Source organism: Paenibacillus plantiphilus (genome assembly GCF_927798095.1).
GTDB classification, from domain to species: Bacteria; Bacillota; Bacilli; order Paenibacillales; family Paenibacillaceae; genus Paenibacillus_Z; species Paenibacillus_Z plantiphilus.
In genome coordinates, this window is record NZ_CAKMMF010000020.1 from 98,873 (window position 1) to 112,902 (window position 14,030).

Annotated in this window: 9 protein-coding genes; 3 read left to right on the forward strand and 6 right to left on the reverse strand. The window is 42.3% G+C overall.

The annotated features are described in order from the left end of the window. Nucleotides 1-573: 573 nt before the first annotated feature. From L6H65_RS17590 to L6H65_RS17610, 6 genes are all read right to left on the reverse strand, one after another. The gene (locus L6H65_RS17590) at nt 574-954 is read right to left on the reverse strand and encodes a LytTR family transcriptional regulator DNA-binding domain-containing protein (RefSeq protein ID WP_236343964.1); all 381 of its coding nucleotides are present in this window, start codon (nt 952-954) and stop codon (nt 574-576) included. Nucleotides 955-970: 16 nt separating this feature from the next. Next, nucleotides 971-1,105: a cyclic lactone autoinducer peptide gene (locus L6H65_RS26795; protein ID WP_371877713.1), complete on the reverse strand. Its 135-nt coding sequence runs from the start codon at nt 1,103-1,105 to the stop codon at nt 971-973. Continuing rightward, nucleotides 1,092-1,622 (reverse strand): accessory gene regulator ArgB-like protein, encoded by a 531-nt coding sequence (locus L6H65_RS17595; RefSeq protein ID WP_236343965.1) that lies wholly within the window; start codon nt 1,620-1,622, stop codon nt 1,092-1,094. The genes L6H65_RS26795 and L6H65_RS17595 overlap by 14 nt, the downstream gene beginning before the upstream one ends. Beyond that, a complete protein-coding gene (locus L6H65_RS17600; protein WP_236343966.1) occupies nt 1,603-2,241 on the reverse strand; it encodes a hypothetical protein in 639 nt (212 codons plus the stop codon). The genes L6H65_RS17595 and L6H65_RS17600 overlap by 20 nt, the downstream gene beginning before the upstream one ends. Nucleotides 2,242-3,153: 912 nt before the next feature. After that, nucleotides 3,154-3,612: a tautomerase family protein gene (locus tag L6H65_RS17605; protein ID WP_236343967.1), complete on the reverse strand. Its 459-nt coding sequence runs from the start codon at nt 3,610-3,612 to the stop codon at nt 3,154-3,156. A gap of 72 nt (nt 3,613-3,684) precedes the next feature. Continuing rightward, entirely contained in the window at nt 3,685-4,473 is a 789-nt protein-coding gene (locus tag L6H65_RS17610; protein ID WP_307728360.1) for an SDR family NAD(P)-dependent oxidoreductase, read from the reverse strand. A gap of 230 nt (nt 4,474-4,703) precedes the next feature. Here L6H65_RS17610 and L6H65_RS17615 point away from each other — a divergent pair, with 230 nt between their 5' ends. From L6H65_RS17615 to L6H65_RS17625, 3 genes are all read left to right on the forward strand, one after another. Further along, nucleotides 4,704-5,087 (forward strand): MerR family transcriptional regulator, encoded by a 384-nt coding sequence (locus L6H65_RS17615; protein ID WP_236343968.1) that lies wholly within the window; start codon nt 4,704-4,706, stop codon nt 5,085-5,087. Between the two features lie 759 nt (nt 5,088-5,846). Then, the gene (locus tag L6H65_RS17620) at nt 5,847-8,147 is read left to right on the forward strand and encodes a DNRLRE domain-containing protein (RefSeq protein WP_236343969.1); all 2,301 of its coding nucleotides are present in this window, start codon (nt 5,847-5,849) and stop codon (nt 8,145-8,147) included. 44 nt (nt 8,148-8,191) lie between these two features. Next, nucleotides 8,192-13,249, forward strand: coding sequence for an RHS repeat-associated core domain-containing protein (locus L6H65_RS17625; protein ID WP_236343970.1), 5,058 nt, complete (start codon nt 8,192-8,194; stop codon nt 13,247-13,249). The last annotated feature ends 781 nt before the right edge of the window (nt 13,250-14,030 follow it).

Below are 14,030 nucleotides of genomic sequence, written 5' to 3' on the forward strand. Positions count from 1 at the left end.
AATTCCACATATCTTAATTGATTTGTTCATTGAACATCTCCGAAAAAAATAGGTAGCGTGCGCACGCTAACTAAATGATTGGCTTTTCTCGTTTCTCACTTATACGGTAGAGGATCTCCGGCTTTAAAGGAATCAGTGATTAGCTGTACTTCGTTTACATATATGGGCTCATGATGCGGATGTCAATGGATTACAGTTGTTTAAGTAGACATGCTATATTGTATATCCAGCAATATAATTGATTTTCATGGTCTAAATCAAGGGCTCTGCAAATATAATGCAGAAAGCGGTGGGAAATCAGAGTAATTAGGTATGGTTTATCAAGCGGGTTATCTCCATTACTGCAATAATGCAGTTAACCTGGCCAGAGGGAAGCATTTCAAACGATTTACCTGCAAAAGTACATCAAAAAAGTGGAAAAGTACCGCATATACTGGATTCTAGCGATATTTGATGTATTATTGCAGTTACTTCGGCTGAGAGCAGCTGAATTTGATGTAGGAGATGTACTTTTGCAGGTATGTGCGGATTAATAGTGGGTGTATGTATAGGCCACCCCTTTAAGGGAAGGCCTCAGGTAATGATGACTGGCTGATCTATAGACTTCAGTTTCTTCACCAAGGCTTTGTATTTCTCCCAAGCGAGAGTGCAGTATTTGGAATCGCGAGTAATTTCTTCTTCGAAGTAGGCTATCTTGAATTGGCTGTCCAGTCTCTTAATACTTCGGATATTGACGGCATTATTACGGTCGACAAGAGCGAATTCAAACCCGCTAGCTTGAAGGGCCGTAACCCAGTATCTTAGAGTCCCCATAGTATAAAAAGTTTCATGCAGTTTGTGGACTCGAATCTGTGCTTCACTTCCGCCGATGTATTCAAAAAAGATGATGTCTCTCACATCAATCGAAAGGAGGCCTCCGCTCCCGTCTCTGCTGCCTGTAACCGTTAATTCCATGGGCAACTCCTCGGTTTTACTTTTTCAGAAGCTCTTGAGGTACTTTTGGTTGGTATAGAATCCACGCACATGCCGTTGAAACGAAGACAACACCGACCCAAACCAATATGGTACAAATGAGATAGAAAAGCTTGCTGCTAAGACGGTTCATTATGATGCCCTCCTTTTCTTATAAGCGTCAAGCTTTGAATAAGGAATGTAACGGCAATTATAGATGAACCGATTAAGAAATTTGAAGCTATAAGCATCACCGCGATTAGTCTGAGAAGCGGGAAATATTTACTTGGAATTCTCGTTTGTCCTTTGATTCTGGAAGGACAATAGATTAAGGCTAACAGGACACTAACACTTGTTGCGACCATAATGTAGGTTAGCCCCAAATCGGATATACTTGCAACTACAGCAGTTGTCGCGGTAACTAAAGTGCATACCCATAATTTTTTAAAGTGAAGTCCACCCGAAATCATTCGTAGAGAGGCCATCGCAACTAGTGACAAACAGGTTGCAGATATTTGTCCTGTGAGCAAACTGATTACCAAAGCAAGAATAACGGGATTAATAACGCTAAGCAGTGCTTCAATAGCGAATCGGTACACCTCAACGCTGCCAGGATGGGAAGGAACGCGATTCTTCAAGCTATGGGCGAGTTTATAAGATATCGTCTCCATCCTCTTTCTCCTTTCTCTGTGCCCAGTAAATAAGGGAAATGAATCCTATCAAGAGGATTCCCATTACCAAGTAGAGATTATTGAAATAGAGAGTTGCACTGGATACAATCGCTACAATACTTAACATAATAACGAGCCCGATTGTGCCTAACCGAAACTGAAGCCGCTCGAACGGGAAAGCATATCCCATACCACGGCGGTATAAATAACGACCAATTATGAATGACAATACACCTGTAATTAATTGAAGGACGTTGACTCTCCAACCGGAATCTTCAATTTGGCCCAAGGGCAGAAAATGTAACAGAGAGGATAAGAGCACTAAAGTTCCTTGTAGTAAGTTGAACGCAATATATCCTGTTATCGCAACGACGATCGCCCATGTTAACGGAATTCTAACTACAGTTAACAAGAGAATTATGAAGGTTAGTACAATAACGGGTGTGTAGGCGGTTAGATACTCATTTCTAATGTAGAAATTCACCAAATGCATAATGATACTGATGACAAGAGCAGGAAACCAATACTTTTTCAAGTTCAATCTGTAAAGCGCAAATATTAAAGTAAGCATACCGAGATTCTCAATCAACGCAAACACCATAAATAAAACAAAATCCACTTCCTGACCACACCCTTTACTGTGCTAAAATGCCCCTTTTTCTGCGTGTTTTCGTGCCAGTGCGAAGTCGACCCTAATGAAAGTGATCAGCGACTCGGGTATTCCCGATTTATCTTTTATATTATATATGAAGTCGCTTTTTCTGACTAAGCCGAGTTGTTTTTGTGCACCATATTAAGGAATGAAATCCCTCCATTACCTGCATTTGCTGCATTATTCTCTGTTTTTCATCAAAAATCCTAGCATTAGCCTCAACATAACATTTCCCTAAAAGCGCGTCAATTACTTTGAGACTTTTTTCACGGTACTTGAGGCACTACGTAATTGATATCTATTGAATTGATAAGATGATTTTGTTAAGAGTAGGAAGCTCCTTCCATGCTGGGCTGTTATCATCTCAACCCCCTCTTAAGAAAGCGGTTACAAATTTAGTGGTTAGAAATGCTGGACAACGTGGGCAATTGATTTCTTTGTGCCATTGTGTCGGTGGGAAGTGGTGTGTAGTTAATGAATATGCAGGATGCCGTTTATTATTCTTATTTTTTATCTGAGTGAAAGGGAATTATGATGAATACCTGTTGAGTTGTTTATTCAACTAGGGGATATTTGAGGAAGTAGGTTGATTTGAGCGAAGCAATGTGAACTGACGAAGGTACAGAGCAAGTGTCAAACGATCCGAGGCAACGAAAAAGGCACGCGATTCCATAGGGAAGCTGGATGAGAAGACGCTGAAAGAGAGTTATTAAGCCAGGTTCTCACCAGTAGCACCTCCGTCTAAGAAAGTTAAGCTCATATATTTTAATGAGAACATCGATAGCAAACGAATCCGCAGAATTAAGCAATTTCTAAAGATAAGAAGACAGAATGATTAATGGAAGCATGGTATCCATTAAACGATCTGTCTTAAGTATATTACTTGAATTGAAGAGCAGTTGCGTCAATTGATGATGCTCTAAAAGCTGCTAAATCTGCTTTCTGGCCAAAGATTCCCCAATTCTCCTCGGAGACTTCATGAATGATGATATAGACTGGAATGAAATTAGAAGTGCTGAGCTGTCGTCCAATAATTTGGGTAGTTCCTTTGACTAAACTTGTTTTGGCGTTGCTGTCTAAACCTCCTTCAATGACAAAAATTTGAACGCTGACAACGTTCATTGTCGCTTCTTCCCCCATAAAGACGGTATCCTTATCGTAAAGATTATAATATGTCCAAACTGTACTTTTGACGAAGGGAGACTTTGGTAACGCTTCACATTCAAGTGCGAAATCGGAGAGTTCTCCGACAATTGATTGCCTTGCTTTTACATCTAACGCAGCTTCAGCTGCGTGAATAATAATCATCGGCATTGTTTTTTTCTTTTCCTCAGACATATTAAGAGGCCGCTATAATTTACTCAGTGGCCTTCTATAACTAGATTAAAGTCGTTTTGTCGCCATGAGTAATTAAATATTCTGACCACCGGAGATCTCGATTCTCTGTGCATTAACCCAGCGATTGTCGGGACCAAGTAGACTGGCAACTGCGGGGCCGATATCATCGGGCACACCGACACGACCAAGGGCAACCATCGCAGCAAATGCATCATTGTAAGCAGGCGTGTCGCGTACAGCGCCACCTAAAAAATCGGTTTCGATTGCACCAGGTGCAATGGTATTAACAGTGATACCGCGGTGGCCAAGCTCTTTTGCCATATAGATGGTTAGAATTTCTACTGCGCCCTTAGCCGCAGAGTAAGCTGAGAAGCCGGGATAAGAGACACGAGTAAGACCTGATGAAAAGTTAATAATACGACCACCATCTGCAAGAAGCGGCAGTAGGGCTTGAGTCAAGAAAAACACGCCCTTAACATGTACATTGAACAGGCCGTCGAATTGAGCCTCTGTTGTTTCGGCAAAGCTGGTCATTTCTCCATGGCCGGCATTATTCACCAGATGATTGAAAGTGGAGCTACCCCAAGTAGATTGCAGGGTAGAACGAACTGTCTCGGCAAAATCAGTAAAGCTGGATGTATTTGCTATATCGAGTTGTAGAGCGACTGCTTTACGCCCCAGAGCTTCAATTTCAGCAACGACAGATTTTGCTTCTTCTTCTTGGCTACGATAGGTCAAAATAACATCACCACCATGACGTGCAATACTAATGGCAGTATTGCGACCTAGTCCGCGACTGCCGCCCGTGACGATTGAAATATTGGTCATGGTAACTTCATGTTCTAAAATTTTCTTTTCCAACGATAGTTCATCCTCTCGAAAATCATTTTTAATACATTGTTATCATAAAGTATAAAGTTCACTTTAAGTCAAGGGTTTTTTCGTAAATTAATTCGTGTATAATAAATTAGAAAATACTTTGATTTAGCAATAGATTTTCTTCTTTTATGGCATGAAATTAGAAAAGCTTGATTAGTAAAGTTGGATATTTGTTTAAAGTGTACTTTAATAGGAGGCGATGAGCTTTATTTATGTTGACTATAAAAAAGGTTACTGAAATAACAGGAATAGCCGCTCCCACACTTCGATATTATGAAAAGGAGGGACTGCTCCCACATGTCAAAAGAAATGAAAATGGAAAGCGATTATATGACGAAGAAGATTTAAGCTGGATACACTTTGTTACAGCACTTCGAGCAACAGGCATGCCTATTGCTCGAATTCAGAAGTACGTATACTTATACAAAGAAGGGGATTCAACAATTTCAGAACGAAAATTGATGATGCTTAATCATAAAAAAGAAATAGAGAGAAGCATAAGGGATCTCTATTTCAACTTGGATAAAATAAATTATAAGCTTGCTCTATATGATGTTTTAGAATCACAGATTGAACGAACTAGTATTAAAATATAACGTTCAACATCCTTCTTATTACATGATTAAGCACCCGCTGTACCTGTCCGGACTTACACCTCAGAACAGAACTTCTGTCTAGGTGGAACCAGCACAATGAGAGAAACGGGAGAGTGGCATTTAGTCATGTCACTTAAAATTTATGTCGATGGTCATGATGTCAGGGACAAGCAATGCTAAGCCCTACAAGCTGGCACAATATACCCTCAGTCGTTTCTTCACCACGCCTTATGCTTGGCGATCATTCGGGAAGAAACGTGTACAGCGGCTAACGCTATGTTCCCGTATCGCCATGGATTGCGATTGAAATTTAAATGGTTGAAAGGAGCCGTATAATGATTTCTTGAATTTTGTGGTATGCACACGAATGTTTGATTTTATAACCTAAATAACGCTATTTAGTTACATTAAACAGGTCGATTATGGTCAGATACCACCATGATTAACCTGTTTTTGTTATGTTCGCTTTCTCACTGGTTTTTCAAATTCCATCGCAAACATATTGTGTGCACTATGAGACATGTCGAGATTATGCGAACATCACCTAAATATTTTGTAAATATAATATAAATATGCATATATAAACAATTTTCAACATTAAACGACAAAATATCTGAATGAAATTTATATTCACAAAATATAAGATATCTTAGAACTGCAAGAATAAATATTGAAAGGGGAGCGTTGCTTTTGATAATCGGATGGTGACATGTTTTTTTGGTGTAGTTCTGAACAAAAACATTTATGGGGAGATTGGTCATGGGGAAAAGAAAAATCAGTAGGATGCTGTTAATAATCGTGTGTTTGATGCTGTTGCTGCCCAGTATTGCCATAGGCAAATCGAAGGACAATGATACTACATCAATCGAAATGGAATCTGACAGCAGCAAGGGGAAAACCAGTTTGGATGCATCCAAGCTGGAAAAAGAAACCGAACCTAAAGCAGTGAAAGAGATGAAAGAAAAGAGGACCTTCAATACAAGGCATTTCCTTATGGATGACGGGACCATGAGAGCGGAAATACACCAAGGGAATCTGCATTATCAGGACGAGGCTAACAACTGGGAAGAGATTAACACAGCACTAGTTGACGAAGCGGATATTGATGTCACTGCGATGAAGGTATCGAAGGATATTGCCAGAGAGGCCAAGGAAATTACGAGCAACAACAAAGCGAAGGCGAAGAAAGGAATAGACAGAAGCCAGACCAATTTTCGCTCTGTCAAAGTGCCATTCGATACGATCATTCCGAAGGATTACAGCAAGGGCTATTCGATTACCAAAGGGACAGACAAGCTGACTTTTAAACCGATTAATGCCAATAAATCCATCGGCTCGATCGATATGAAGGAAAAGAATCGCATTCATTACAAGAATGTTTGGAAGCACACTGATGTTGATCTAATCGTAACGAATGGAGGCGTGAAGGAGTTTATTTATCTGAAGAATGAAAACGCTCCCAAGAAGTTTTCGTTCGAGGTAAATACAAAGCTGAAGGAAGATCTCCGGCTGGGTGAATTGCTCATCGAACCACTCTGGATGGAGGACGATAAAGGCACGATCAAATATATTCAGCCCAAGATTGCTGTCGAAGGCAAGAAGAACGTGCTTCATATCGAAATCGACACGGAAGGGATGAGTTATCCGATAACGGTCGATCCGAGTGTCAGCCTTTATTCATATGGTGGGAATAGCGCTGGGGCATCATCGTATTCTCCAAGCACGACACATCCTACTACATTATGGGCAGGTGAAAGCTACAACGGAAGCACGCGAGATATTTATTTATCTTATTTCAAGTTTGCGCTAAACCAGATACCGGAAAATGCACAAATTACAAGCGCTATCCTTGGCGCAAAAATGTCGAGTTTTGAAATGCAGCCTTCGGCTTATGTAGATATTATTCCTTATCAGGTCACTGGAAACTGGGATGCGCAAACACTGACCTATTATAATCGTCCAAGTCACACTACTGCTAACAGTGGGGAATTACAAAGAATAACAAGTAATCAACCATGGCAAACAGTTTTTTTATATTGGGATGTTACCACTATGACTAGAAGCAGCTTTGAAAATATATACACTCCACATTCAGCAAAAAAAGTTTCGATGGTTCTCTACCCTGTTGGTTCAGGCGGTCCGGGGACGACGAAGCGGCTTTGGATGAAATGGACCCCTTCTATGGATTGCTCATGTAATTTGAACACACTAACTGTCAATTATAAAACCAGTGCAACAAATTCACCGCCAAGTGTGAGTTTTCATGCTAGCCACCTTCCTTTATATACTCGGGATAATAGGTTGGAGGGGAGGTATAGTGACCCTGATTCTGATGCACAGGTGAAATACAGAGTTTCGGGTTCTAAGATTGACGGAACTCAAACTTACGAGTCGGGGGAAATATACAGTAGTGAGGGCTATTTCAATCACTATTTTGCAGTCCCTCTTTCTCAGGGATTGTGGAGATTTAAAGTTTCTGTATTTGATGGTACTCAGTGGAGTTATGAGACTGTTAGAGATGATGTTGTGATAGACTCCATAGATGCTCCAGAAACTAATGCAAATGTACCTATGAGCGAGATGAATAAAATTAATTATGGAGGTTTCAGCTCGAATACGGACAAAGTGGATTTCTTTAAATTTACTGCATCCCATACAGGGGGAAATCACTTATCCTTGAAAAATCTTACTGGGGCATATTCAAACGATATAAAAATAAATGTTCAAATATTTGATGAAAATTTGCAGGGAATTGTACCTTTGTCCAATTCAATTGGACATGGAACCAGCCTGGAGATTGATTTCAATACAATCGCAGGTAAAGTCTACTTTATTCGTATCGCCAATACCACAACGAATATTGGAGGACCCTACAAATGGGCGGTGACTCCTGTGCAGAACTCCACTAACAACAATACATTCAACTATACCTATGATTCATTGGGACGTTTGCAATCTATCACTCATCAATGGGGAATTTACAGTGTAGGAACCCAATATATATATGACCAAAACGGTAATGTAATTAAGAGAACAAGTATTCGGACGGAAATGAGATAAGTATGAAGTATGTAACATATAACACGATACAAGGAGCGCTTTAAATGAGGAAATTATTAATAGCAATGCTTGTTCTATCTCTCCTATTACAAAGCATTAACATCGCTAGTGCGGGTTCAAAGCCTACCAATAAAAGGACGCCTGATGCAAAAGCATACTCAGTCGTGCCATTCGAAAATCAGCCGCTTCGAGCAGAGGAAACTAGTACTATCGAGCGTATCGATCCCCCCATTCAACTGACTAATGAAGATGGAGTTACGATTCTAGATCAACTTCCTCAGGTCGCTGATGCGGTATACGGAGATCATTCAACCGTAACGGGCTCCGTGTACGGCAAGAACGCCAGGATGATGACAACGATGTCCAACCCTACGCCTCCTCCAGGCATCTTATCTGCAATCAGCAATCTGAATATGAAAAACATCCAGTCGCCCTTTCAGATTAATGCTGGCGCGGAGAGCATTTCACCAGTCAGCGGCCAATTGGATTTACAAGAGACTGATCTCTCGTTGCCTGGACGCAATGGGCTATCCTTCTCATTGAATCGTTATTATGATTCTTCCGCCGCCAATGTCTATGATAAAGAGCTGTCGTTCGGACTTTTCTGCTATTGTGTTCTTTATTATGACGCAACCAGATACAAGGAGACTTATAATACGAATAACGGTGTAACGACACGTTCATATATCGATGACGGACGATTTATGATGGATTATAATCACGTTCCTGATAGCTCCACCATGACAAACTCCTATTATGCTATGCGGTGGTTGAACTATATCATACGACGAGCGGGTCAGGTGGCCTTTGCCAACAATTGGTCACAGCCAGATTCGAATGGGATTCAAACTCGCACGATTCAGGAGATCAAAACCAATCATAATTCGTATATGGATGCAAGGTACTATGACTTTGGTAATGGCTATGGCGGTATTGTATGGACGGATGTAGCCACAAACAAGCCGTATCAAGAGCAGCTTTATCCGCTCGGAACGGGCTGGACGTGGGATATCCCCTATATCAAGACTGAGTTTGGGGATAAGAGGTTTTTGAATATGGGAAGCAAGGGCACCTATGAAATGGTCAACAATACGCTTAAGGGCTATCCGTGGAAGGATTTGACCGTTCTGACGGACACTACGGTTGTTGTTAATCAGGAACGGTCAAATGTCGCCATCAAGTCGCTGGACGGCATTTATCAGCATTTTGCAACAGATGGACGACTAATTCAAATCTCAGACGCTTACAATAATACGATTCAATTCAAGTATTCCCAGGATGCCAAGTATGGCAAAGTGCTGACTTCTATAACCGATGCGATCAACAATTCGATCACGATCGCTTATGCCGATACGAGTATAACGTTAACGCAAGGGGATAAGGTTGTTCGTTATGATAAAGGCACACAGTACAGAGAGAACCCGAGGCCACCCTTTGAAACGTTGTCGAACGAATATCTTACGCAGGTTACCGACCCGCTTGGACGGGTCACAAGGTATAACTATCAAGAAAAAAGTGCGAAATTCAGCATTACCGGCACTACGCCGACGGAAAAAAATCCGTTGCTTTTGTTGATCAAGGTTACCTATCCGACGGGTGCCTCTACAAATTACACCTATGCTGGGACTGTTACGAACCGGCTGCTTGGCGCGAGCGCATCGGAGCAGGTTTACCGGATGCAGTCGAGAAAGGATGTTGGCAACAACAGAGAGTTCAACAAGTTGGACTTCACCTATCATTCCGATATAGGGAGCAGCGCTCAGGATATCGCCAGCTTCGGCACGACGATTCAGAATGGACTGAAGAGCACCACTTTTGACTATCGCAAAGCCTATGTGGACGATTCTTCTACCGTGTATACGAAAAGCATTGTAGAGACAGCAGGAGATGAGAAACGGACAGCAACCTTTCAATATGATGCGGCGCGCCGGATCACCAATCCGATCGTGACCACGAACACATTCAGCAAAGCGGGAACCAATGCAACGCCGACCATTGAACGGGTCAGCTATGATGACTATGGGAATGTGCTGTCACAGACCAATCCGCTTAATGTGACCACGACATTTTCGTACCATCCGACGACCCATCTGCTTGCGGCTTCGACTGAGCGAGTGGACGCGAATCAAACCCGCAATACGACTTATGAGCGCAATGCTAAGGGGAAAGTTACAGCGATCATTGTTACCAATCAGGCCGGAACCAAGCTGGCCCATAGCAAGTTTGAGCAAATTGACAACTATGGAAATATTGGGAAAACAACCATTCTGGATGATGACCGGAACATGGAATATGTGATGGAATACGGTTACTCAGGCGCTCTTCCAACGAAACAAACCGTTCAAGTAACGGATTCGGATGGGCAACCAAGTACCATTGAGAACAAGCTGGAATATGATTCAAGCACCGGATGGGTCACCTCATTCACGAACGGCAACCATCAGCCGGGCAATAATCATAGGACTACGTATCAATACGACAAGCTAGGTAGACTGACTACTGTTACGAATCCTGACCAGTCGAGGATGACTGCCAGCTATAATGACGTGACCAATCAAGTAACAGTCGTGGATGAAACGGGTGTTACTAGCATTCAGAAATGGGATCAACTCGGCCGCAAAATGGAAGAAGGCATCATAGACGGCGGCTACCGTGTGGTCAAGCAATATGACTATGACGCGTGGAGCAGGCCATTGTGGGAGCAGAATGGCAGCGGACATCGCACCTCCTATCAGTATGACGCCTGGAACAGAGTAAGCCGGACAACGCTTCCGAACGGCGCGTACACGACGATGGGATATGATGAGCTGAACCGGACAGCGACAAGTACAGACCCATTGGGCATACAGTCGCGAACGACAGCTGATCTGTTGGGTCGTGAAATTTTGTCGCAGATCAACAAAGGCGCTGGATTTCAGCAGCTAAGTTCAACGCAGTATGATGACATGGGCAATATCACCTTCTCCACCGATGCTCAGCATACGACCAAATATCAATATGACGCGATGGGGCGTATGACTGCCGTAACGGACCCGAAAAATGATACGACGAGTTATGCGTACTCTTTGGCCGGATTTTTGAAGGAAATCCGCTACCCAGATGCTACGACGACGCAGAAGCGTTATGACCAGTTGGGAAGACTGGTGAGACAAACCGATGCGCTGGGACAGTTCGAGAAAATGTATTATGACAAAAACAGCAATCTCACTGCTACAGTAGATCAGAAGGGACAAATATTCTACTATCATTACAACAATCGAAACTTTTTGACCGGCAAAAGCGGACCGAATGACAATGTCACCTATACGTACGACCTGTCCGGGCGACGGAAAACGATGGCAGATAGCACGGGGACAACAAACTATACCTATAAAGGCAAGACAGGCGAACTAATTGAGGTTCAATTCCCAGATACGAAGAGGATCTCGTACACCTATAATCAGCTTGGTCTGCGCGATACGATGACTGGGCCGTTCGGCCAAGTGAACGTCTACACCTATGATAATTTGAATCGGTTAAAGACGGTCGGGTCTTCAACGACGGCCTTCGAGGCCGAATACGATTACTACAACAATAATTTGTTGAAAGAAATCAAGCAGAAGAACGGGAATAAGAGTACGTTCACGTATGACGGCTATTCGATTAATACGTTGATTCATACGAAGGCCAACGGAAGTGAAATCAATTATTTTGACTATGATTATGACGGAAACGGGAACATCACGGGCCAGACGGTCCGACAGAACGGCCCGCTTGCTGCATACGGCTACAGCTATGATAGTTTGAACCGGATAGCGACCTCCTCGCAATTCAACGAGACGTACACGTACAACAACCGCGGCAATCGGATCGCGTTGAAGAGCGACAGGATGCCGGATATTCCCGTTGGGGAAACCAATTACACGTATGATGCGTGGAATCGGTTGACCAGTGTCTCGAAGAGCGGGGAAGGGCAAGTAAGCTACAGGTATAACGGCGACGGCTTGCTCTATGAACGGACAGAGAATAACACGACAGTTCGCTATTATTATGATGGCGATCAGGTGATTGCAGAAGGCATTGTAGCCAATGGTAATGTAACGATGAAAGCGGAGTATACCCGGGGCAAAGGGCTGATTGCTCGTCAAGATTCCAGCGGCAAGCAATACTACTTGCATAATGGTCATGGCGATGTGGTCGAGTTGCGGAACAGTACAGGCGATGTGAGCCTGAACCGCTATACGTATGATATGTGGGGCAATCCGCTGACGACGGTGGAGAGCGTAGCGAATCCGTTTCGTTACTCCGGTGAGCTGTGGGACCAGAGCGCAGGATTGCAGTATTTACGGGCGCGGTGGTATGATCCGAGTGTCGGGCGGTTTATTAGCAAGGATACGTATGAAGGGCAGATTGACAATCCGCTGACGATGAATTTGTATACGTATGTGCATAACAATCCTTTGATTCATGTAGATCCAACAGGTCACCTCACCTTCAAAGCTGCATGGTATATTTCCCGAGGAAGCCAAGATTACTTAATAAATTCTGCTATTGATGGAGTAAAGGCAGTATTCAGTCCGAGTACTTATAAGGCAGTGTGGAACCTCTCTAAAGAAATATACAATGGTAATATTAGTATCAACGCTATTATTGGGGCCGTTGGAGAAAATCTTTCCGAGCCATTTGTGTATCTGGGTAAATATGGAGAACATGTATTAAACGGAAAACCTACGAAGGATGAAGCATATGCCTATGGCCAAAATTATGCTAAGGCACTTACTGTTTTACAGTCAGTGTTTGCGGCTGGTATTACTTTAACTCCAAAAGTCGCCAGTGCTTTCAAGAACTCCGTTAACTTATTAAATTCGTTCAAGACTATTAAAGCGAATGTATCGGATTTGGTGAAAAACCCTTTAGATGAATTCGATTATAATCGAGGTAATTATAATGCAAAAGCATTAAAGGCAGCTAGAGAATATATAAATGAGAATGGTACGATATCGAGTCCGATAGTAGTGAAAATACTTGATGATGGGACTATGCAGATTGTGGATGGTCATCATCGTTGGTGGGCGGCAAAACAATCGGGTCTAAAAAAAGTCCCTATTAAGGTGGAGAAATAAATGGGAGCAGAGAGTTTCTATGTTAAGTCATCAGTTGTAAATAATGGAATTTCAAAGGATGACTTTCTAAGTCAACTTAATAATTTAAATGTTATATATAGTTCGATTACAACGTATGAATATGAATTGGAAGAATTTTTGATTATGACCGTACATTCAGACTATGAAACGATAAGGGAACTATCGATTGAGGGCTGTTTTTCTTGGTTTCATGAATGCACTCTCAAAATTTACGAGATCTTATTGTTGATTCACACTTGCATTTTTCCAATATCGTTAAAGGATCATGATGGTAATTGTCTTGCTTTTACGAGTAAGGAGGATTTTCTGTTTTTTGTTAATGAGCTGTATCGAGAGAAATACAAGGATTTTAACATTCGATACGGTGAAATGAATATTAGATGCTTACCAAGAGAACGATTCTATAGCTCCATTAATGGAAAACGCAAAAAGAGCATTATTAAAAGGTTATTTAAATGATATAAGCTTCATGCGAGTGTAAACAACTCCATGTGGTTGCAGCTAATTTTACCAAGCAAGCAGGTGTTTTATACAAATGACACCTGCTTGTTCTATGTGCGCCCAGCATGGGCGCTATCTCTAGGGTTCAAGTCCCGAATGGTGAAGGCAGTAGTAGCCATAGCTTAAGGCAAGGGTGTTCACCGTGAGGTGGGATCTGAAGGAAGCTGGCGGCAAATCTCCGGTCTGAGGAACACGAACTTCATATAAGGCTAACGTATGTTGGGTGAGACTGCATAACAAGTCAAAGTCCATACTGCCG

Coding starts and splice junctions, on each gene's coding strand:
- L6H65_RS26795 (WP_371877713.1), bottom strand. CDS start 1,105: ATGAACCGTCTTAGCAGCAAGCTTTTCTATCTCATTTGTACCATATTG.
- L6H65_RS17625 (WP_236343970.1), top strand. CDS start 8,192: ATGAGGAAATTATTAATAGCAATGCTTGTTCTATCTCTCCTATTACAA.
- L6H65_RS17615 (WP_236343968.1), top strand. CDS start 4,704: ATGTTGACTATAAAAAAGGTTACTGAAATAACAGGAATAGCCGCTCCC.
- L6H65_RS17620 (WP_236343969.1), top strand. CDS start 5,847: ATGGGGAAAAGAAAAATCAGTAGGATGCTGTTAATAATCGTGTGTTTG.
- L6H65_RS17595 (WP_236343965.1), bottom strand. CDS start 1,622: ATGGAGACGATATCTTATAAACTCGCCCATAGCTTGAAGAATCGCGTT.
- L6H65_RS17605 (WP_236343967.1), bottom strand. CDS start 3,612: ATGTCTGAGGAAAAGAAAAAAACAATGCCGATGATTATTATTCACGCA.
- L6H65_RS17590 (WP_236343964.1), bottom strand. CDS start 954: ATGGAATTAACGGTTACAGGCAGCAGAGACGGGAGCGGAGGCCTCCTT.